At 33.9% G+C, this 20,306-nt stretch carries 21 protein-coding genes; 9 read left to right on the top strand and 12 right to left on the bottom strand.

Annotated features, from left to right (window positions below; all coding sequences use genetic code 11):
- Window position 1: 1 nt before the first annotated feature.
- Genes QYS49_RS04105 through QYS49_RS04090 form a run of 4 tightly spaced genes read right to left on the bottom strand, consistent with a single transcriptional unit; the run spans window position 2 to window position 2,029 of the window.
- Window positions 2-403: a cytochrome c maturation protein CcmE domain-containing protein gene (locus QYS49_RS04105; protein WP_308350389.1), complete on the bottom strand. Its 402-nt coding sequence runs from the start codon at window positions 401-403 to the stop codon at window positions 2-4.
- A 50-nt stretch (window positions 404-453) separates the two neighbouring features.
- Window positions 454-708, bottom strand: a complete 255-nt coding sequence (locus QYS49_RS04100) for a CcmD family protein (protein ID WP_308350388.1) — start codon at window positions 706-708, stop codon at window positions 454-456.
- Complete coding sequence (gene ccsA / locus QYS49_RS04095; RefSeq protein WP_308350387.1) at window positions 695-1,360, bottom strand: cytochrome c biogenesis protein CcsA; 666 nt, start codon at window positions 1,358-1,360, stop codon at window positions 695-697. Before ccsA ends, QYS49_RS04100 begins: the two co-directional genes overlap by 14 nt.
- Before the next feature lie 3 nt (window positions 1,361-1,363).
- The gene (locus QYS49_RS04090) at window positions 1,364-2,029 is read right to left on the bottom strand and encodes a heme exporter protein CcmB (RefSeq protein ID WP_308350385.1); all 666 of its coding nucleotides are present in this window, start codon (window positions 2,027-2,029) and stop codon (window positions 1,364-1,366) included.
- 79 nt (window positions 2,030-2,108) lie between these two features.
- Between QYS49_RS04090 and rfbC the strand changes: the two genes are divergently transcribed.
- Window positions 2,109-2,660: a dTDP-4-dehydrorhamnose 3,5-epimerase gene (gene rfbC, locus QYS49_RS04085; protein ID WP_308350383.1), complete on the top strand. Its 552-nt coding sequence runs from the start codon at window positions 2,109-2,111 to the stop codon at window positions 2,658-2,660.
- On the opposite strand, the gene QYS49_RS04080 is transcribed toward rfbC, so the two are convergent.
- Window positions 2,628-3,707 (bottom strand): hypothetical protein, encoded by a 1,080-nt coding sequence (locus QYS49_RS04080; RefSeq protein ID WP_308350382.1) that lies wholly within the window; start codon window positions 3,705-3,707, stop codon window positions 2,628-2,630. The genes rfbC and QYS49_RS04080 overlap by 33 nt on opposite strands.
- 122 nt (window positions 3,708-3,829) lie before the next feature.
- On the opposite strand from QYS49_RS04080, the gene rfbB reads away from it, so the two are divergent.
- The 5 genes from rfbB (at window position 3,830) to QYS49_RS04055 (ending at window position 9,954) form a co-directional block, all read left to right on the top strand.
- Window positions 3,830-4,885, top strand: a complete 1,056-nt coding sequence (rfbB, locus tag QYS49_RS04075) for a dTDP-glucose 4,6-dehydratase (RefSeq protein ID WP_308350380.1) — start codon at window positions 3,830-3,832, stop codon at window positions 4,883-4,885.
- Window positions 4,886-4,976: 91 nt separating this feature from the next.
- Window positions 4,977-5,846 carry a glucose-1-phosphate thymidylyltransferase RfbA gene (gene rfbA, locus QYS49_RS04070; protein ID WP_308350379.1) on the top strand — a complete coding sequence of 290 codons (870 nt, stop codon included), beginning with the start codon at window positions 4,977-4,979 and terminating at the stop codon, window positions 5,844-5,846.
- Between the two features lie 60 nt (window positions 5,847-5,906).
- Window positions 5,907-7,655 (top strand): ABC transporter ATP-binding protein, encoded by a 1,749-nt coding sequence (locus QYS49_RS04065; RefSeq protein WP_308350377.1) that lies wholly within the window; start codon window positions 5,907-5,909, stop codon window positions 7,653-7,655.
- A gap of 478 nt (window positions 7,656-8,133) precedes the next feature.
- Complete coding sequence (locus QYS49_RS04060; protein ID WP_308350375.1) at window positions 8,134-8,706, top strand: collagen-like triple helix repeat-containing protein; 573 nt, start codon at window positions 8,134-8,136, stop codon at window positions 8,704-8,706.
- A 279-nt stretch (window positions 8,707-8,985) separates the two neighbouring features.
- Window positions 8,986-9,954 carry a TerC/Alx family metal homeostasis membrane protein gene (locus QYS49_RS04055; protein ID WP_308350374.1) on the top strand — a complete coding sequence of 323 codons (969 nt, stop codon included), beginning with the start codon at window positions 8,986-8,988 and terminating at the stop codon, window positions 9,952-9,954.
- Here QYS49_RS04055 and QYS49_RS04050 read toward each other — a convergent pair.
- Together QYS49_RS04050 and gldB are read right to left on the bottom strand one after the other, a co-directional pair.
- A complete protein-coding gene (locus tag QYS49_RS04050) occupies window positions 9,951-11,204 on the bottom strand; it encodes a hypothetical protein (RefSeq protein WP_308350373.1) in 1,254 nt (417 codons plus the stop codon). The two genes, QYS49_RS04055 and QYS49_RS04050, sit on opposite strands and share 4 nt — an antisense overlap.
- Before the next feature lie 110 nt (window positions 11,205-11,314).
- Window positions 11,315-12,328 carry a gliding motility lipoprotein GldB gene (gene gldB / locus QYS49_RS04045; protein WP_308350372.1) on the bottom strand — a complete coding sequence of 338 codons (1,014 nt, stop codon included), beginning with the start codon at window positions 12,326-12,328 and terminating at the stop codon, window positions 11,315-11,317.
- Between the two features lie 43 nt (window positions 12,329-12,371).
- Between gldB and QYS49_RS04040 the strand changes: the two genes are divergently transcribed.
- Window positions 12,372-12,998 carry an outer membrane beta-barrel protein gene (locus QYS49_RS04040; RefSeq protein ID WP_308350370.1) on the top strand — a complete coding sequence of 209 codons (627 nt, stop codon included), beginning with the start codon at window positions 12,372-12,374 and terminating at the stop codon, window positions 12,996-12,998.
- Here the strand turns inward: QYS49_RS04040 and QYS49_RS04035 are convergent.
- The 5 genes from QYS49_RS04035 to QYS49_RS04015 form a co-directional block, all read right to left on the bottom strand.
- The gene (locus QYS49_RS04035; RefSeq protein WP_308350368.1) at window positions 12,995-13,918 is read right to left on the bottom strand and encodes a lytic transglycosylase domain-containing protein; all 924 of its coding nucleotides are present in this window, start codon (window positions 13,916-13,918) and stop codon (window positions 12,995-12,997) included. The genes QYS49_RS04040 and QYS49_RS04035 overlap by 4 nt on opposite strands.
- Before the next feature lie 24 nt (window positions 13,919-13,942).
- The gene (locus QYS49_RS04030; RefSeq protein ID WP_308350367.1) at window positions 13,943-14,674 is read right to left on the bottom strand and encodes an LOG family protein; all 732 of its coding nucleotides are present in this window, start codon (window positions 14,672-14,674) and stop codon (window positions 13,943-13,945) included.
- A gap of 78 nt (window positions 14,675-14,752) precedes the next feature.
- Window positions 14,753-15,664 (bottom strand): lysophospholipid acyltransferase family protein, encoded by a 912-nt coding sequence (locus tag QYS49_RS04025; protein ID WP_308350366.1) that lies wholly within the window; start codon window positions 15,662-15,664, stop codon window positions 14,753-14,755.
- A 7-nt stretch (window positions 15,665-15,671) separates the two neighbouring features.
- Window positions 15,672-17,468, bottom strand: coding sequence for an ABC transporter ATP-binding protein (locus QYS49_RS04020; protein WP_308350364.1), 1,797 nt, complete (start codon window positions 17,466-17,468; stop codon window positions 15,672-15,674).
- 60 nt (window positions 17,469-17,528) lie between these two features.
- Entirely contained in the window at window positions 17,529-19,577 is a 2,049-nt protein-coding gene (locus tag QYS49_RS04015; protein WP_308350363.1) for a protein-disulfide reductase DsbD family protein, read from the bottom strand.
- Between the two features lie 83 nt (window positions 19,578-19,660).
- On the opposite strand from QYS49_RS04015, the gene QYS49_RS04010 reads away from it, so the two are divergent.
- Both QYS49_RS04010 and QYS49_RS04005 read left to right on the top strand, forming a co-directional pair.
- Complete coding sequence (locus tag QYS49_RS04010; protein WP_308350361.1) at window positions 19,661-19,897, top strand: hypothetical protein; 237 nt, start codon at window positions 19,661-19,663, stop codon at window positions 19,895-19,897.
- A gap of 115 nt (window positions 19,898-20,012) precedes the next feature.
- The gene (locus QYS49_RS04005; RefSeq protein WP_308350359.1) at window positions 20,013-20,294 is read left to right on the top strand and encodes a DUF427 domain-containing protein; all 282 of its coding nucleotides are present in this window, start codon (window positions 20,013-20,015) and stop codon (window positions 20,292-20,294) included.
- Window positions 20,295-20,306 lie beyond the last annotated feature (12 nt).

Here is a 20,306-nt window from a genome sequence, read left to right as displayed (position 1 = left end):
ATTAAATAACAGTTTCTTCTTGATATTTTGACGGGCACTTCATTAAAATCTTATCTGCCACGAAAGTCCCTTTTTGGAATGAGCCAATCACTACCACTTGCTCGGAGCGCTTAAAATCAGCTGGCATAGGTTCATTGTAAAATACTTCTTGTTCCATTCCATTTTCATCTACCATCATGAAAGTGAATGAAAGTTTATCATCAGAAGGATTCAAACCAATGATTTCACCTTCCGCACTTTTCTTTAATTCACCTACCACATGGATTTTTGTATTATTCCCATCCAATGCCATATCATGAGCATCATTAAATGTAACATAGGAACTGGCATCTCCTGCTGTGGAAACAATCATCATAATAGCGGCTGCAATTACAATTATGCCAAAAATATACGATTTCTTCATAACTAAAATTTATTCTCCGATTGGAACAAAGGTACTACCCAAATAATTCTTTATTCCCTCTCTTTTAAGGATTTTTCTAATTTTTTTACTTTTCGCTCTGTCATTATTGCGTAAAGTGTGAAACCAATAAAAAGTGTCACGATAATTGCAACCAAAACATATATTTTTCCTTCGGATCTCATTGTGTCCGCCATTTCAATTCTGTCATTGGCATAGTCTTCCTCTACTATTTCAGTTTTCTGAGCAGAAAGCCCCAAACTCATCATCAGTAAAGAAAAAACCAAGATATATTTAATCTTCTTCATCAATTTTTGATTTTATAAATGATAATCTAATTCTTAATTCAGTTAGCCAAACGCCCAATAATGTCCAACCGATAACGGCAGGGTAAAACACCATTCTTAATCTCCCATCCAATTCATAAGCATTAAAGCCAGGATTACCACCGTTTCCCGGATGTAAAGAATCTGTCAATCTTGGTAAAATGAATAATAATGGGATTAATGTGGCGTAGGCAAAAATATTATAAACTGCACCAATTTTAGCTTTTTGCTGCGGGTCTGTGATGGAATTTCGTAAAAGGATATAGGCAAAGTAAATCAGCATCCCAATTGCAGAAGCATTTTGTTTTGGGTCTCCACTCCAAGGTGCTCCCCATGTGTAATTTGCCCAAATCATACCCGTTGCCAAGCCTAATATTCCAAATAGAATAGAAGTGTTTACTAACTCTATGGCATAAGTGTCGAATTTTTGATTGCCTGTTCTTAAGTAGCGAATTGAGAAAATAACCGAAGCGGTCAACATGATCACCATTCCGAACCACATGGGTACATGGAAATGCATGGCGCGGATAGTTTCATTTAAAATTGCTAGTCGGGGGGCATCCATCAGCAATCCAGCTATAAGTGTGTAGAACACCAGCGCAACCCCTATAATTTTCCACCAAGTTTTTCTCATTTCTTAATTTCTCCAGATAAAAGGAAATAATATAAATGCCGTAGTGATAACAATTGCATCTACGGATATTAAAGTAAACAGTTTGTCATTCATTAAGCTAATGTTAATCCCGTCTATTGCATTTTTAGAAAGCCTGACCGACATCAATAAAATGGGCAATAAAATCGGAAAACTCAACACTGCCATCAAAGCCGTGCTGTTATTGGCTTTGGAAACTATTCCTGAAACCAAAGTTAAAACTCCTGAAAATCCAATTGAAGCAAACAATATCGTCAAAAGGAAATAAACATAATTCGAAACAGGATTTCCTAGAATGAGCGCATAAACTGAAAAGCCAATCACAGCGATCAAAACTGAAAGCAATACATTGAAAATAAGTTTTCCACTTAAGATGACTTGCGGTTTACATAAGGTGTAATAATACAGCATCCTGCCCTCGCCTTCCTGTAAAAAACTTTTGGCTACTCCATTGATATTGGCAAACACAATGATAATCCAGAAAAGTGCATTCCAGGTTACAGTTTGCATTTGCCCTGTTTTTACATTGAAGCTTAGGTAACAGATGAAAATTGTACTTACTAAATACAGCAATATTCCATTGAAAGCGGTTTTATTTCGCCACTCTAACTTCACTTCTTTTTCAAAAATGGATATCACTTGTTTTATCACGCTGCAAATTTAATAGATAAAGCCTAATAAGACATGGTAAAAACCGAATGTTGTGCGTAATTTGCATAAAAACTTGAACATGAATATTACACCAACCGAATTTGAAGATTTATACATCATTAAGCCAACTGTTTTTGAAGATGCAAGAGGTTATTTTTTTGAAAGTTTTCACCAAAAGAAATTTGAGGATGCTACTGGAATAGAATGTGAATTTGTTCAAGATAATCAGTCTCGCTCAGTTTATGGGGTAATCCGTGGATTACATATGCAAGTTCCTCCAATGGCTCAAGCCAAATTGGTAAGGGTTTTAAAAGGAGAAGTTTTGGATATTGCAATAGATTTAAGAAAAGACAAGCCAACTTTCGGGAAAACATTCTCAATTCATCTTTCTGCAGATAATAAGGAGCAATTATACATCCCTAGGGGTTTTGCACATGGAATTGCAGTAATCAGTGACGAAGCTGAATTCTTTTATAAATGTGATAATTATTACAGCCCAGAAAATGAAAGAGGCATCATGTATGATGATGCCTCTTTAAATATTGATTGGAAAATAGATGTTGAAAAAAGAATTATTTCTGATAAAGATCAGAAAAATTTAACTTTTTCTAGCTTCAACTCTCCTTTTTAAACCTTCTTTAGCATTTCTGGTTTTTTGCTCTATTATGTCTAAATATTGAAGGAATGAACTGATAATTATAATTAATGACGCTAATCCTAATCCAATTAGTCCGCCATAAAAACCTAATTTTATCAATCCAGCACTAGCAGGTTGAGAATAAACAGTGAAACCATCTATTAATTCGAATTCAGCTTGTAAATATAGTTTTTTCTCAATTTCTAGTTTCTTTTCATATGCTTTCCTTGATTCATTAAAAACGGAAATTGGATTGGTGGTTTGTTCATCAGCTAAAATCACGTTATTTGAACCATCTCTATCTCTTTTACCTACCATTCTAAAGTTTTTAAAGAGAATTTCTTTCAAACTATCTAATTCTGCCAATTCTTCTTCTATATTTTGACTTTCAAGTTTTAAGTGTTGTTCTTGAATTTCTAGCCTTTTGGAGACATAAGGATTGTTTTTGAAATAATTAATTAATGGTTCCTCTAAATCAGAAATTAAAGTTCTATCCAAAACTTCAATATAAATCCTGTAAGTAGATTTATTCTCCATCCTTAATCTTTCTACAAAACGATTAATAATCTCCTCGTCTTCAATTTCAGATTTTAATTGCTCTTTAAACACTTCAAGTTCTATAATCTCTTCTTCAGAAACAAAAGGCTCATAACTAAAACTAACAATATTACTGGCTATTGCAGTGTCTATTTTAAGCGTAATGGCAAGTTGTTTGCGATTCTCGTCCTGTGCTAGAAGTTGGAGTTTATCTATTGAACTTTCCATCAACCTAGCATTTAAGTGAGTAGATCTTAATAAAATAGAACTTTTATAAATGTCAGGAGTAAAGAAATGTGTAACTATTCCTAGAATCACACCAACTAGACCCAAAATCACTATCAACTTTATATTCTTTACAATAGCATTTTTTATTGCTACAATAAACAAAATGAAATTGAAGAATATGTTGCTAAAGAAATTACCTATTGCAGAGAACAACTCTCTTAAATCTATCTCGTCTGAATTATGATTACTGTTTTGATTTTTTTCTGTCTCTGACATGATTTTTTGAAAATTTTTACAAATTAACAGAAGTTTTAGAAACTAATGAAATAAAAGCTGTAATGAATTCTAATTTGTATTTGACAATTTCTATTTTTGACTTTATATAAAAAACCTTAGCATTGAAAACTATCTTAATTACCGGAGGAGCTGGTTTCATAGGCTCCCATGTTGTTCGACTATTTGTCAACCAATATTCTGATTATAAAATTGTTAACCTTGATGCATTGACCTATGCAGGTAATCTGGAAAACCTTAAGGATATTGAGGATAAACCAAATTACATATTCGAAAAAGGAGATATAACGGATGAAGCATTCATTTTCAATCTCTTTGAAAGATACGATTTCGATGGAGTGATTCATCTGGCTGCAGAATCTCATGTAGATCGATCAATCAGTAACCCACTTGAATTTTTGAAAACCAATATATTCGGCACGGTAATATTGCTTAATGCCGCAAAAGAAAGCTGGAAAGACAATTATGAAGGCAAGCGCTTTTATCATGTTTCGACAGATGAGGTTTATGGCTCTGTTGATGATGGTGGTTTTTTTACTGAAGAAACTTCTTATGACCCACAATCTCCCTATTCTGCTTCCAAAGCCGGATCCGACCATTTTGTAAGAGCATATGCTAATACTTACGGATTACCTATTGTAATAAGCAACTGCTCCAATAATTACGGGCCGAATCAATTCCCTGAAAAACTTATACCACTTTTTATTAATAATATCAGAAGTAATAAACCATTACCTGTTTACGGAAAGGGTGAAAATATTAGGGATTGGCTTTATGTAATCGATCATGCTATCGCCATTGATTTGGTATATCATAAAGGAAAAAATAAAGAGACTTATAATATTGGTGGTTTTAACGAATGGAAAAACCTGGATTTGATTAAAGTCATGTGCAAAGTGATGGACGAGAAGCTTGGAAGGGAAAAAGGAACTTCTGAAAAGCTTATCACTTATGTAAAAGACCGGGCTGGCCATGATTTAAGGTATGCAATTGATGCTAATAAGATCATGAACGAACTGGGATGGAAACCAAGCCTCCAATTTGAGGAAGGGATTTCCAAAACTATTGATTGGTACTTGGAAAATGAGGAATGGTTGAAGAATGTTACCTCAGGCGCTTACCAGCAGTATTATGATGAAATGTACGAGAAAAGAGATTAGAAGCTAGGGAATAAAATCTAGATTAAATTAGAATTCAGATAAATAAAGAACCAGTCTAGGATTTAGATTCTAGACTCTAAAAATTATAAATATGAAAGGAATAATATTAGCAGGAGGATCAGGCACTAGATTACATCCCTTAACCATTGCTTTAAGCAAGCAACTCATGCCGGTTTACGATAAGCCCATGATTTATTATCCACTTTCAACCCTGATGCTGGCCGGAATAAAGGATATATTGATTATCTCAACTCCGGAACACACCGGACTTTTCAAGCAATTATTAGGGGATGGTTCTCAACTTGGTTGTAATTTCGAGTATGCTGTTCAGGAAAAACCTGAAGGCTTGGCTCAGGCATTTATCATAGGAGAGGATTTCGTTGGAGACGATGATGTAGCCTTGATATTAGGGGATAATATCTTTTATGGTTCGGGCATGTCCACATTATTGCAATCTAACAGCCAGCCAGAGGGAGGAATAGTGTATGCCTACCACGTGCATGATCCAGAACGATACGGTGTGGTAGAATTTAACGATGAAGGCAAGGCAATATCAATAGAAGAAAAGCCGGAAAATCCGAAATCATCTTTTGCAGTTCCGGGGATTTATTTTTATGATAATCGAGTGATCGATATAGCCAAAAACATTAAGCCAAGCCATAGAGGAGAATTGGAAATCACGGATGTGAATAAAAAATATCTGGAAGAAGGAAAATTAAAAGTAAGCTTACTGAACAGAGGAACTGCTTGGTTAGATACCGGAACTTTTTCTTCCTTAATGCAAGCTTCTGAATTTGTACGTGTAATAGAAGAAAGACAAGGCTTAAAAATAGGCTGTATCGAAGAGGTAGCTTTCAGGATGGGCTTTATTAATAAATCTCAGTTAGAGAAATTGGCAGAGCCTTTGGTGAAAAGTGGTTATGGTGAATATTTGATGAGATTAATTAAACAATCAAAATAATTATTAATCATAAGAACTTTTAAAAGGGTTGACCGTAAACAAAGGCTTTCCTAATATTTTATGGCACAACAAGATCAATCCTCAAAAACTACTTTAGCATCGGCATTTAAGACTATTATATGGCCAAGAAGAAAATATATTCTAATTGGCTTAATTCTTATTATTATTAGTAGGGCAGCTTCTTTAGTTTTGCCTGGTTCCAGCAAGATTCTGGTAGATGAAATTGTGCCGAATGGGGATCTGGAAATGTTGAAATATTTGATATTTGCAGTGGTAGGAGCAATTGTAATTCAAGCAGTCACATCATTTGCTTTAACTCAAATATTAAGTGTTGAAGCCCAAAACCTAATTGCTCAACTACGTTCGAAAGTTCAGTCTCATATCCTAAAACTCCCTATCCGTTATTTTGATAATGCCAAAACAGGAGAGTTGGTTTCTAGAATTATGACGGATGTGGAAGGAGTTCGGAACTTAGTGGGGACAGGCTTGGCTCAAATGGTAGGTGGAATATTGACTTCCGTTGTTTGTTTAATTATTCTGATTACCATTAGCCCTATGATGACACTTTATGTATTAGTTCCTGTAGCTATTTTTGGAGTCATCTCTTTAAAAGCTTTTGGCAGAATTAGACCTATTTTCAGAGAAAGAGGGAAAATTAATGCAGAAGTTACTGGTAGGCTAACTGAAACTCTTGGAGGAATAAGAGTTATTAAAGGCTTTAATGCCGAACTCCAAGAAATTAGAGTTTTTGCAGAAGGAGTAGATAGGTTGTTCAAAAACATAAAATCAAGTTTAACCGCTACCAGTTTAATCACGAGCTCCGCCACCTTACTTTTAGGTTTGGCATCAGCAGGAATAATGGGGATTGGAGGTTGGATGATCATGAATGAGGAACTTACTTTCGGTGATTTTCTTGCTTTCACACTTTATCTTGGTTTTATGATTGCACCAATTATTCAAATGAGCAATATCGGAAGCCAATTGACAGAAGCATTTGCTGGATTAGACAGAACAGAGGAAATTATGAATACACCTGTGGAAACAGATAATCCAAACAGGACAATTGAGTTAAAAGATGTTAAAGGACATATTCAATTTGAAAATGTTTCTTTTGCTTATGAAGAAAACAAAGATGTAGTTAAAAACATCAGTTTTGAGGCAATCCCTGGTTCTGTAACAGCTTTTGTAGGGACTTCAGGTTCTGGTAAAAGCACTATATCGGGCTTAGTTTCATCCTTTTTAAATCCTGATGACGGAAAAATCATGGTAGATGGCCATGATTTGCAAGAAATCACCTTAGAAAGTTATAGAAGCAAATTGGGCGTGGTTTTACAAGAAGATTTTCTGTTTGAAGGTACAATTCGTGAAAACATTCTATTTCCACGACCAGATGCAACAGAAACGGAGTTATTAAATGCTGTAAAATCTGCTTATGTCAATCAATTTACAGATAAATTTGAAGATGGTTTGGATACACAAATTGGTGAAAGAGGCGTGAAGCTTTCAGGTGGTCAACAACAAAGAATAGCCATAGCAAGAGCCATCTTAGCAGACCCCAAAATACTAATTTTAGATGAAGCTACTTCCAATTTGGATACCGAAAGTGAGCATTACATTCAATCAAGTTTGAAAGAATTAATGAAAGGAAAAACCACTTTTGTGATTGCACATAGATTAAGCACCATCAGACAAGCTGACCAAATCTTAGTGATCGAAGATGGTGAAATAAGCGAAAGAGGGAAGCATGATGAGTTGATTGATAAAAAAGGAAGGTATTTTGACCTTTATACCTATCAAGCAAGAATTTGATTTAAGGAATTCTATTTCTATTTTACTTATGTATTAAAACTATACTCTTCACCCTGAATTTGTTGTTAACATATAGTTTTAGAGTGTATTTTGCTTGTTTGCACTATTTTAATATCAGTTTTTTTAAAAAAATTCGCTGTAGTATTTTAGTATAAAACCTATCAAATTTAAGGTAAAAAGAGATTATGATTTAAATATTACGCTTAGTAAAAAAGCTGTTTTAGCACTTTTGTAGTCAGCAAGTTATATTTGTTTCATGATATTTAATGTATTTAAATTATTGAAAAACTCTCGCATTAATGATAACCTCATTAAGGGCTCGATTTTTATTCTACTTTTTATAGGAATGCTAATTAAGTCATTTCTTAGCAAATAAATTTTGAGACTCTTAATAGAACTTATTTAGAGTTCTTATCTCAAGGATTATCAGCTTTGGCATATTTTTTGGTTACTTTTGAGTAATCAAAAATTAATAGCCATGAAAAATCTTTTCAATTTTATTTTCGCGATAAGTATAGTTTTACTAGGTAGTTGCACCTTCAATGGTCAAGATGGTGCACCGGGTCCAAGAGGTCCGCAAGGCCCAGCAGGTCAAGATGGTCAAGATGGAATGGATGGCCAAGAAGCCTATGTGTTTGAATATGTAGATATAACATTTTCAGCCACTAATGAGTACAGTGTCATTTTAGAAATTCCTGAAACCTTTAACATGCTGGAGTCCGACAAGGTGCTAGTATACTTTCTTTATGATTATTTAGAACAAGATGATTTAGATGTGTGGAGAGCTTTACCTCAAACGGAATTTACTGATCATGGGACGTTGATCTATAATTATGATTTTACAATGTTTGATGTGGCACTGTTTTTAGATTCTGATTTTGACCTAAACTTATTAGGTGCCAATTTCACTGATAACTGGATTGCCAGAGTAGTGGTAGTTCCTGGTCAATTTCAAAATGGAAGAACAGAAAGTTCAGTTGATTATAAAGACTATAATGCAGTGATGGAACATTATAATTTGTCTGATCAGAGCATTGTTACAGTTAAATAGTGAAATCTATATAAAAATATGTAGGGCAAGTTAAAAAATTAACTTGCCCTTTGTCTTTTAAAATACCCGACCTATCTCTGCGATTTATTAATTGATCTAAAAATTAAGCCATAAAGACTTCAACTCTTACAAAAACCTTACATTAACAACTTCTGTATATATCCTTCTTATCGTAACCTAATAATTGATTTTGATAAAATTTTCATAATTTTCTTTATAATATTTAATAAAAAGTTACAAATAAATTATCTTTCCACTAGAATGGGGATTAAATAATATATGGATAGTATTTTAAGTTTTTTTGATGACACAGAACATGTTCTCTACACTATTTTTGGGGCAGTTATCATAATATTCCTCATTTTTGATTTAGGATTCTTTAACAAGGATGCAAAAAAAGTATCCTTAAAGTCCGCTACATACCAATCAATTTTTTGGATAGTAATTTCAGTTGCCTTCGGATACTTGATATATGAATTTTATGGCGGCACTGTTTTAATGTTAGAATTCTTTTCTGCTTATGTAGCTGAATATGCTCTATCAGTAGATAATATTTTTGTAATATTATTAATCTTAAGGTATTTCAAAGTTGAGGAAACCTACTATCATAAGATACTATTCTGGGGGGTATTAGGAGCAATTGTTTTTAGGGCAATTTTCATTTTCTTAGGCGCTTTTCTTGTTGCCGAATTCCATTGGATATTGTATATATTTGGTGCTTTTCTGGTTTATAGCGGAGTTAAAATATTTTTCCAGAAAGAGGAAGATGACCTAGACCCAGAGAAAAATGTTATTATCAAATTTGCCAGAAAATATCTTAACATAACAAAAGGTAATTTCAGTGGAAAATTTGTAATCAAAAGAGGGAAAATGATTTTATTTACTCCCCTGTTTTTAGTGATTCTTTTAGTTGAATCTACTGATTTGATATTCGCAGTTGATTCAATCCCGGCAGTTTTCGCAATTACTCAAAACGAATTTATACTTTATACTTCCAATATATTTGCAATCTTAGGCTTAAGAGCAAAATTCTTTATCCTTGCAGGAATTATTGATAAATTTTACTTATTGCAAAAAGGATTGTCATTTATTTTGATTTTTATAGGTGCAAAAATGTTACTTGAGTTTGTTCATATTCACATCAACACTCTTGTTTCATTTAGCGTGATATTCTCTACTTTACTGCTTTCTATTTTACTTTCGTTATTAATTCCACAACGTAATAAAAGCCTAAAAGACCTGGTTTAATATTGAAATCCAGACGGAAATACACTTTTTGGCAAGACTTTTAACAATAGAGGTAGTGTTAAAAATGATCCGGGTAAAGCTATTATTACAAAAGCTGGAATTGACTTAAGAATATCTATCAATTGAACTCTCATTATTTCTTTTTCCTCCTCATTTAAAGGCTGTGTTTTAGATTTTTCAAACAAATACCACAACTCCTTACTTTCTTTGATTTCTTGGCTTATGCTTTCTTTATGTTTTTTTAATACAAAAGTTATCCGTTGAATGATGGTTTCACTAATTACCTTAAAAGAATGCTTACTTTGAAGAAAATAAACTTCTTTCCAATTTTCTATTACAAAAGACTCAATTGCAATTAAACTTATATCAAGTTCTTCTTCAGAAAAACCTAAACGCGTTGCTAATTGATTTAAAAAGGCTCGTTCTTCCACGCTTACAACTTTGTCGGCCCAGATCATCAAAATTGCAAGCTCTAAAACGTACTTTTTCAAAAGCCAGGTGTCAGCTTGTCTTAGATCTATTTGTTCTAAAGTGATCCCATCTCGAAAAGCTTCTTTAGCTATTTTACTTTGTGATTTAGATAGATTTGAAGAGCTAAGGAAAGTGAAAAACATATTGCGCTCTTCTCTTTCAATAATTTGATTGGCATGAGCAGCCGAAGCAATTACTTTTAATAACAGCATTTTCATCGAGTCTTTATGCCATTTCATATTATGAAATTTGCCAGCACGCCATTCACCAAAATAATAGGTATCCAGAAAAAGAAGACTATTTTGAAAAAGACTAGCCCAGAAATTGTCCCATCGTGATTTTAGAAACAACCTTCTATGCAGAATTTGCTCTGTGAAACGAGAGTCTTCAATCTTTGGCTTACTAAATATGAATAGCTTTTTTTTCGTTATTTGAGGGTCTAAAACAGAATAAAACTGACCAATTGATTGGCTGGTTTCCAAATAGAAATCCTGCCAATCATTTTCAGTTTCAGGTAAATTGTTTTGTTTCAAACTGGCACTGTGTAAAAAACTTTCTAACAGCACAATCTTCATTTTACCCAAGCTATTCCATCTTTGCTCTTTTGGATGCCTTATGCCTGGAGCATGAATAGGGTGGCCATAAATTAATCCTGTGGGCTGAACAATCTTGTAAAGTAGACTATCCTGATCCTTAATATGATATTGATCTAAATCTATAGGGTGTGGACCCCTAAATTTTATATATTCTTTAAGCCAACCTTTTTCTGCAGGATTCATAATATAGAATTTAGCTTTTTGTAATTGCTTATAAATTAGCTAATTAATTCTACAAAAGGAATACAGAAATTGTATTTTTCGATTATTTACTTACTTCCTAAGATTAAAACTTAACCTTTTGGCTTATATTTTGACTGACTGAAGATTTGTTGGGCTTTTGTATTTTCCATTAGCTCTTGAAGGCTTACTTCTGGGTTATTTTCCATATAAGATTTTACGATCTGCCAACCTACCCATATTCCTATTCTACCAGGGCATTGTTGACTTATTTCAAATGTTTTAGGTCTTTCTCCTATGAATTTATTCTTCATGAAATGACTAGTTTCATAGAGTAAGTCATTTTCCAAAAAGTTTGCCCAAATGATATGTTCATTCTTATTGATGTCTTCCATTTCTTTAGCGGTATATCCTATTATTAAGGAGTCTGGTGTACATGGAATTGTCATCTTGGTCATGTAATAAGATTTCCCGTAAAAGATCATATCGGCTAGTAGGCTTTGATCGCTTTGATCTGTTTTATTTTGCTTTTGGGTAAGCAAAAGCATAGTCATCGGAACTATATATTCCTTTTCATAACGCATCAAAATATAGTCAGGAACTCCATTAGGTACATAAGCAGCATCAGGCCCCAAAAAATAATCTGCTGCTATGCTAACCATGCTATCCGATACAAAAAGATCTTTCTGTAGACCAGCTAAAACAATTTCTAATTCTGGTGTAGTTACATCAGGGTAATAATGCTTATAATATTTAAAAGCACTTTCAAAATCAGCTTGTAAGTTGGTAAAGTCTCCAAATGTGTTTCTTACTTGTTGATAAAGTGTGTCTTTATAAGCAGGGTTAGAAAAAATGTTGATCATGTTCTTAGCAACAATTGAATCTGCTCCATATCTTCTTCTTTCAAAAAAATAATCTGCTACGAAAGGATGCTCTTGAATGAATTGAATTGCTTCTTCTTGACTTCTTAAGCCCACCATATCATCTGTTAAGTCATTTAGTGGGATATTTATTTTAATATTATTAACATTAGGAGCTTCTTCGCAATATTTCTCTTGATCAGAGCATGCGGAAAAAACAAACAAGAAGATAAAAAAAGATAATATCTTACATCTATTACTTTGCATAAGTCGTTGATTATATTTGTACTTATTCTAAAACCCAAAATAAATGAAAAAATTACTCTTTTCTGTCATATTATTGTTTTCAGTTTACATAACTGAGGCACAAGTTAGATTTGGATTTAAAGCCGCACCCAATATTTCTTTCAATAGAATAGACTCAGAAGTAGATAATGTTGATTTCAATACGGAGGGCGTGGGTTTACGTTTTCAGTTAGGGCCAGTATTTGATATTGAGTTTAAAGAAAATCATTATTTCAGTACAGGAATAATATTCACCTCAAAAAGATCTGCTTTTTCTGCTGATTCATCCGCAACAACTCAAAGAAAGATTGAAGATTATAGCCCTCAGTACTTACAAGTTCCGATTACATTAAAGCTTTTTACAGAAGAAATAGGATTGGACAAGAAAATTTATTTCCAGTTCGGAGGAACGATTGATTTTATGACGAATAGTGAAGGAGAGCCAGAGAACATTGTTAAAAGTTTTAGGTTTATTGATTTGAACTCATTATTAGCGGTAGGTTTAGAATATGGCATAGGAATAAACACCAAAATATTTGGAGGGCTCGTTTACCAAAGAGGCTTACTAGATGTGATTAAAGAAAATATTTATGAAGATAATTTTAGTTTAAGAAATGATTTTGTGGCTCTTGAAATAGGTGTAATTTTTTAATCCCTATCAGGTAAACTCATTACATAGTATTCATTTCTCCCAACTCTGATATCCTCATCTTGAATCCAAGGATTATAAATTCTTAGGGTTTTATAGGTGGTTTTTTGCTCTTTAGCATATTCCACCCAATCAGTTGAATTGCGAACAGTATCATAACGATAAGTATAGGGTTTATATAAATGTTCTTGATCAATATTTAATCCATAATCTTCAGGGCTTTCAAAAATTTGCTTTATAGCTAATATTCTAAAGACATATCTAGAGGTCTCATCATTCAGCTTTAAATCATAATAGTTATCTACTTGTTGATGATCTAATGCATTTTGCATTCCTCTCATACCTCTGTTATAAGATGCCGCCACTAAAGTCCAATTTCCAAATTTATCATAAGACCTATTTAAATATTTACAGGCTGCTTCTGTAGATAATACCGGATGATATCGTTCATCCACATCTCTATTGATTTCTAAGCCATATTCTCTGCCGGTACTTTTCAAGATTTGCCAGAAACCTGCCGCACCAGCATAACTGTCTACATTTTCTAGACCACTTTCGATCAATGCTAGATATTTAAAATCATTTGGAATTCCATTTTTTTCTAAAATAGGTTCAATGACTGGAAACCAACGACTAGCTCTTTTAAATAAAAATATAGTATTATTATGCCAATAAGAATTAATATGTAATTCCTTATCCAAACGCTCTTTTACATCTGCTATTTCAAGTGGCACTTTTTCTCCTGCTAAATCAATTCGCTCAGGTATAGGAATAGTTTTGGCATTTGTGAAGCTTATTGGAGCACTGGGTTCCAATACCGGTTTATGTGTTTCCACCCGATTTTGGTTCCCATAAATGGCCACAATTAAAAATGTAACTAATGATGCTATTGAAATGTATAATGCAAATTTGCCGTCTGTCATATAAAATGTTAACTACTATTAGCTTTAGAAGTTTGGAGAAAGCATAAATTGGGAATAGAAATTATCTATTACTTTAACTGCTTCGGTAGGAGTATCCACAACCGTGAATAAATCCATGTCTTCTGCACTCACATTATTTTCAGCTTCAATAAGTGTGTCTTTAATCCAATCAATTAATCCAGACCAGAACTTCTTGCCTACTAAAACGATTGGGAAACGCCCAATTTTATGGGTTTGAATAAGCGTTAATGCCTCGAAAAGTTCGTCCATAGTGCCGAAACCACCCGGCATCACTACAAAGCCTTGAGCATATTTCACGAACATTACTTTTCTCACAAAGAAGTAATCAAAAGTGATTAATTTGTCAGGGTCAATATAAATATTGTTGAATTGCTCAAAAGGAAGCACTATGTTTAATCCTACTGATTTTCCATTCTCACTTTTCGCTCCTTTATTACCAGCTTCCATTATTCCAGGACCACCACCAGTAATTACTCCATATCCGTGGCGCACTAGTTTAGCAGCTACTTCTTCTGCAATTTTATAATATTTATGATCGGGCTTAGTTCTAGCCGATCCAAAAACAGAAACGCAAGGTCCAATTTTCGATAATTTTTCAAAACCATCTACAAACTCAGACATGATTTTGAAAATTGCCCAAGAATCCGAGCTCTTGATTTCATTCCAATCTCTATCTTTAAAAGCCTTCCTTATTTTATTTAATTCTAATTTATCTTCGTTGTTTGATTCGCTCATTTTAATTTTATGTTTAAGGTTAATTTAGCATTTTATTTACTGAAAAATGCTCATTTCATTTTTTATATTAAGGTCTTCTTATTGCTTTTGAGGTCTTTTTTGCTCATAATCAAGGGGTTTGCTATGTTTCCATCTTTTATGTGTCCAGAGCCATAAATGAGGTTTTTTGTGGATATCAGCCTCTAATAATTTCATATGTTTTTCAGTGATGTAGCCATATGGCGTTTCATTTGGCTCTTCATTAATTAATTCAAAATCAATTTCATATCGCGAACGGGCTACTTTTTTAACATGTGCGTATACAGGCGCTAGGTTAAATTGCTTGCTAAATTTTTCTACCCCAAAAAACACACCTGTTTCTCTTCCAAGAAATTCCATCCAATAGGCATTATATGAATTGCCAGGAGATTGATCTGCAGCAAAGCCAACAATGATATGTTCATCCTTATGTCTTGTAATTTCCTTAAAAGCATCACTTTTTGCTATCATCTTGCTTCCGGCAAAGCGAGTCCTATTTTCTTTCATAAGCGTATCCATCAACTTGTTTTTTAGAGGTCTATAAATTGCTAAACCAAAAGGTTGATTTCGTTCCGTCATAAAATTAAAACCTTGTGCCGACCATTCCCAATTGCCATAATGCGGAAGAATTATAGCAAGATCCCGTTTTTCGTCCAATAGTTTTTGAACTTCAGGACTGGTATTGATTTTATATCGCTTTTTAATAGTCTTTTTTGAAAAGCTAAACGCTTTAATGCTTTCAATCAATAAATCCACAAAATGGTAATAGAATTTATTGGCAATTTTCTGGATTTCCTTTTCTGATTTGTCAGGGAAAGATTTCCTCAAATTGTCCATCACCACTTTGTATCGATAGATTTTAGTTTTTATAAATAAAAATCCAATCAAAGTAGAAAGTCCGTGATAAAACCAAAACGGAATTTTACTCAACAGCCAGAAAACAGCTTTTAAAAAATAGTATTTAAACTTCATAATTAAATTAGTCTTGTAATTGGAGTTTCACCAAGTTACTGTATGTTCCATTTTCTGATTCTAGAAGTTCTTGGTGTGAGCCTTGCTCAGAAATTTGCCCTTCTTTTAACACAAAAATTTTATCTACTTTACGGATAGTAGCCAATCGATGTGCAATAATTATAGTGGTTCGGTCTTTCATGAGCTCATCTAAGGCTTGTTGAACTAAGTTCTCGGATTCTGCATCTAGTGAGGAAGTGGCTTCATCCAAAATTAAAATTTTAGGATCCTTCAAAATAGCTCGAGCAATGGCTATTCTTTGTCTTTGGCCTCCAGATAATTTAACGCCTCTTTCCCCCACTAAAGTATCCAATCCTTCTGGAAAATCCTTTATAAACAGCCAAGCATTAGCTTTTTCTGCAGCAGCTATAATTTCTTCATCCGATGCATTAGGTTTTCCATAGGCGATGTTTTCACGGATAGAACCCCCAAATAATATGATTTCTTGCGGCACGATCCCTATATTTTGTCTGTAGCCAGTAATGGACAAAGATTCAATATTCTGATCATCTACCTTAATTTGACCAGAAGCTAAAGGATAAAAGCGCATCAACAATTGAATAATAGTTGATTTTCCAGCTCCACTGTGTCCTACCAGAGCTACTTTCTCTCCAGCGCCTACAGTTAAATTCAAGCCTTTTAATACCTGTACATCTTTACGAGTAGGATAAGAAAATTTAACATCTTCAAACTGGATTGCTCCTTGTAAATGTATTTTCTCTTTCTCTTCTATTTTAAACTCTTCCTCCTCTTGCAATATTTCCATCACTCTTTCTGAGGCTCCGATGGCCTTCTGAATTTGACCATACAAATCTCCTAAACCTGCAATTGACGCTCCGATGAAAGTGGTATATAGCACAAAGCTTAATAAATCACCAACCGTCATAGTGCCTTCTTGTACTAAAGTAGCTCCGTACCATAATACTGCCACTATGCCACCAAACATGGCAAATATGATGAAGGATATGAATGCCCCTCTAAAAGTGGCGGATTTCAAGGCTACTTTTACAACTTTATCCAATGATTTTCTGTAACGCATTACCTCTAGTAATTCACTAGTAAAAGCTTTAACTATGTTAATTGATTGCAAAGTTTCCTCTACAATAATGTTAGCTGAAGCCAGCTCAGATTGCGTCTTTTTTGATAGTTTTCGAATAAATTTACCAAACACCATGGCTGCTATTACTAGCACAGGAAAAGTGGCAATCATGAAAGCAGCAAGTTTTGGAGTAAAGTAAAATATAATACCTGCCCCAATTATTAAAGTGGAAACCTGACGAATAAACTCTGCGAGAGTGATAGAGAAAGTATCTTGTAGCAAGGACACATCAGATGTTATTCTGCTGACCAATTCACCCACTCTGCTCTTGTCATAAAAGGTCATGGGTAAACTCATCAATTTAGTATAAAGCTTAGCACGTACATCTGCCATTGCTCTTTCACTTACTTGAGCAAATAAATAAACTCTAAAAAATGAAAAGAAACTCTGGACAGCCAAAATACCGATTAAGATTAAAGCTACTCTGTTTATTCCAGTAAAAACTCCAGAAGTCCTCCCTTGAGCAACATCCACAATTTTACCCATTACATAAGGCAAGGCTAAAAGTGTTGTACTGGAAATTAGTAAGAAAAATAGCCCAGCTATAAAGTAGCCTTTGTAGGGCTTTATAAATTGAAAAACTCCCGTAAGCTTTTTAAAATTTTCTTTGTTGAGTGGCTTTTTCTCTTCCTCATTAAGCGGTTCGCTTTTTCTTCTTTTTGCCATTCTTAATTACTATATCTTTTGAAATGATTATAACCCCGCAAAGGTACGATAGTTCTTTAATTAAGGCTTGTTTTTAGCTTCGAACTTTTCTTTTCCTTCATCTAGAAAATCCACAAATTTGCTAATACTTCTTTCATAAGCGATTGGCTCAATCAATAATTCGCCATTAGTATCCAACAGGACATAATACGGTTGCGCATTATTATTGAAACGTGTAATCTGAAAATCAGCATTTTGTTTGCCTATTGATTTTTTCACTTTTCCATCATACTCGCTGGTGTACCAATCATTCTCAGGTAATTCTGTTTTTTCATCTACATATAATGCCAACATCACATAATCATTCTTTAATCTGCTCAGCACTTTTGGATCTGACCATACTCTGGCTTCCATTTCACGGCAGTTTACACAACCATGGCCAGTGAAATCAACAAAAATAGGTTTTCCTTGCTCTTTTGCACAATCCAAAGCTTGTTCATAATCGAAATAGCCCTTTATTCCATGTGGAAAATGTAGCATATCCCCATATTTTGGTTCTTCACATAATTGATCTTCAGAACTAATGGCTCCTGAGCCTCCGCTATTTTCACGAATAAGAGTTGGGAGGTCAAAATCATGAGAACTCATAGGTGGAAGATAACCAGAAAGTGCTTTTAATGGAGCACCGAATAGGCCTGGAATCATATATAATACAAAACTGAAAGTCACTAAGCTCAACATCAACCTTCCTACAGACAATTTTTCGATTGGGCTGTCGCCTGGTAACCTCAGTTTACCCAATAAATAAAGCCCAAGCATTGCAAAAATGACAATCCATAACACTAAATAGATATCTCTGTCTAATATTCCCCAATGATAAACTTGGTCGGCTATGCTTAAAAATTTCAAACCTAAAGCCAATTCTAAAAACCCTAAAACCACTTTTACAGAATTTAACCATCCGCCTGATTTCGGTAAACTATTTAACCATTCTGGGAAAATAGCAAATAGGGTAAAAGGTATTGCAAAAGCTAAACTGAAAGCAAACATGCCCAAAAGTGGTTTGATCACCATTCCACCAGCAGATTCTACTAAAATACTACCTACAATTGGACCAGTACAACTGAATGAAACCAAAACCAAAGTAAAAGCCATAAAGAAAACGCCTCCTAAACCTCCTTTATCAGCTTTGGCATCCACTCTATTCACAAAACTTGAAGGCAAATTGATTTCAAAAAGCCCGAGAAATGATAAGGCAAAAATGAAGAATACTAAAAAGAAGAATACATTCGGAATCCAATGAGTACTCAGCCAATTGGCAAATTCAGGACCGTTGATTACAGCTATAATAGTTCCTGCAACCACATAAATTATAATAATAGACAACCCATAAATTACTGCTTGACGAATGGCTCCAGCTCTGTTTTTTGCTTTCCCAGTGAAAAAAGTAACCGTCATAGGAATCATTGGAAAAACGCAAGGCGTTAGTAATGCGGCTAACCCGGCTAAAAAAGCCACTAGCATGAAGGCTAATAGAGAATAAGGAGAGTTTGAATCCTTTTGCTTAAGATCAATTAGTTTTTTTTTACCTTCTTTTTCGGATTTATCGGTTGATGCTTCCTCTTTTTCTTTCTGATCTGACTCTGATGAGCTAGTAGCAGATTTAGTTTTTTCTCCAAATGAGAAATCATCACTGAACGGAATACATTTTCCATCTACATCAGAACAGACTTGATAGCTATTGCTAGTCTCAATTTTAAACGGTATCTCCTTAATGATTACCTTTTGTTGAAACTCTCCTTTTCCTTTGAAATATGTATAGTCTCCTTCCCAAATTTCGTCATAGCCTTTTGAGGGATTTATTGGAATTATGCTATCAACCAACTGATATGAATCATCCTCTTCAAAATCAAATTCAGTAAGCATTGGTCCTAAATCCGGATCAAAATCTGATGAATACAAATACCAATTTTCATCTATTTCTGCTCGGAAAGAAAGAGTAGCCGTATCACCTACTTCTAAGTTTTCTTCTAAAATGGAGCTTTCCCAACTGATGGGTTTAATTACTTGGGCAAAAGTGTTTTGCAAAAATAAACCCACCAAAAGTAGGCTGTAAACTAAATATCTCATAAACTTTTAATAACGCCTGTTCGTCTTACAAAACTAAAACACGAAGATAGTTAAATTTTGTTGGAACAAATGTTACTTATGTCATGCAGTCGATAAAGCAAAAATGGTTATTTTTCACAATTTTAGGTTTAATTTTAATTGGAGCGGGTTTAAGCTTAGCAATTGATGCTGGTTTTTACCGCTTGCAAAACCCTGAAGGTTGGAACTGGATTTACTATGGAACTTTTGCCTTGGTAGTCTTTAATTCTGGGATTTGCTGTTTTGGGAAAGGGGTTATTTATAAAGTGAAGCTTGAAAAATTGCTTAGTAAAGGTTCTTAAAAACCTATCAGGTTTCGTGAGATTCTAGCGGCAATATTCATAATTAAATATATGATTTTAATAATTTAAAACCTGACAGGTTTAAAGCAGTTAATAAACGATAAACTTCTTAAATATGAAAGCAATTTGGAACAATCATGTAGTAGCAGAAAGTGATGACACCATCGTAATAGAAGGCAATCACTATTTCCCACCTGAGTCAATCAAAGATGAATATTTTGAAAAAACTGATTATCATACTATTTGTCCTTGGAAGGGAACTGCTTCTTATTACAGCTTAAAAGTGGATGGCAAAGAAAATAAAGATGCCGCTTGGTATTATCCCGACACTAAGGAGATGGCTAAAAAGTTTGAAAATTATGTAGCATTCTGGAAAGGTGTGGAGGTAACAGAGTAAATTATTTCTTTT

This window comes from Marivirga salinae (assembly GCF_030503855.1).
Classification (GTDB): Bacteria; Bacteroidota; Bacteroidia; order Cytophagales; family Cyclobacteriaceae; genus Marivirga; species Marivirga salinarum.
This window is presented reverse-complemented; position numbering and strand designations above follow the sequence as displayed.

Bases quoted from the DNA above. Each gene is read 5' to 3' on its own strand.
- QYS49_RS04105 (WP_308350389.1), bottom strand. From the start codon at position 403: ATGAAGAAATCGTATATTTTTGGCATAATTGTAATTGCAGCCGCTATT.
- QYS49_RS04100 (WP_308350388.1), bottom strand. From the start codon at position 708: ATGAAGAAGATTAAATATATCTTGGTTTTTTCTTTACTGATGATGAGT.
- ccsA (WP_308350387.1), bottom strand. From the start codon at position 1,360: ATGAGAAAAACTTGGTGGAAAATTATAGGGGTTGCGCTGGTGTTCTAC.
- rfbC (WP_308350383.1), top strand. From the start codon at position 2,109: ATGAATATTACACCAACCGAATTTGAAGATTTATACATCATTAAGCCA.
- QYS49_RS04080 (WP_308350382.1), bottom strand. From the start codon at position 3,707: ATGTCAGAGACAGAAAAAAATCAAAACAGTAATCATAATTCAGACGAG.
- rfbA (WP_308350379.1), top strand. From the start codon at position 4,977: ATGAAAGGAATAATATTAGCAGGAGGATCAGGCACTAGATTACATCCC.
- QYS49_RS04065 (WP_308350377.1), top strand. From the start codon at position 5,907: ATGGCACAACAAGATCAATCCTCAAAAACTACTTTAGCATCGGCATTT.
- QYS49_RS04060 (WP_308350375.1), top strand. From the start codon at position 8,134: ATGAAAAATCTTTTCAATTTTATTTTCGCGATAAGTATAGTTTTACTA.
- QYS49_RS04055 (WP_308350374.1), top strand. From the start codon at position 8,986: ATGGATAGTATTTTAAGTTTTTTTGATGACACAGAACATGTTCTCTAC.
- QYS49_RS04050 (WP_308350373.1), bottom strand. From the start codon at position 11,204: ATGAATCCTGCAGAAAAAGGTTGGCTTAAAGAATATATAAAATTTAGG.
- gldB (WP_308350372.1), bottom strand. From the start codon at position 12,328: ATGCAAAGTAATAGATGTAAGATATTATCTTTTTTTATCTTCTTGTTT.
- QYS49_RS04040 (WP_308350370.1), top strand. From the start codon at position 12,372: ATGAAAAAATTACTCTTTTCTGTCATATTATTGTTTTCAGTTTACATA.
- QYS49_RS04035 (WP_308350368.1), bottom strand. From the start codon at position 13,918: ATGACAGACGGCAAATTTGCATTATACATTTCAATAGCATCATTAGTT.
- QYS49_RS04030 (WP_308350367.1), bottom strand. From the start codon at position 14,674: ATGAGCGAATCAAACAACGAAGATAAATTAGAATTAAATAAAATAAGG.
- QYS49_RS04025 (WP_308350366.1), bottom strand. From the start codon at position 15,664: ATGAAGTTTAAATACTATTTTTTAAAAGCTGTTTTCTGGCTGTTGAGT.
- QYS49_RS04020 (WP_308350364.1), bottom strand. From the start codon at position 17,468: ATGGCAAAAAGAAGAAAAAGCGAACCGCTTAATGAGGAAGAGAAAAAG.
- QYS49_RS04015 (WP_308350363.1), bottom strand. From the start codon at position 19,577: ATGAGATATTTAGTTTACAGCCTACTTTTGGTGGGTTTATTTTTGCAA.
- QYS49_RS04010 (WP_308350361.1), top strand. From the start codon at position 19,661: ATGCAGTCGATAAAGCAAAAATGGTTATTTTTCACAATTTTAGGTTTA.
- QYS49_RS04005 (WP_308350359.1), top strand. From the start codon at position 20,013: ATGAAAGCAATTTGGAACAATCATGTAGTAGCAGAAAGTGATGACACC.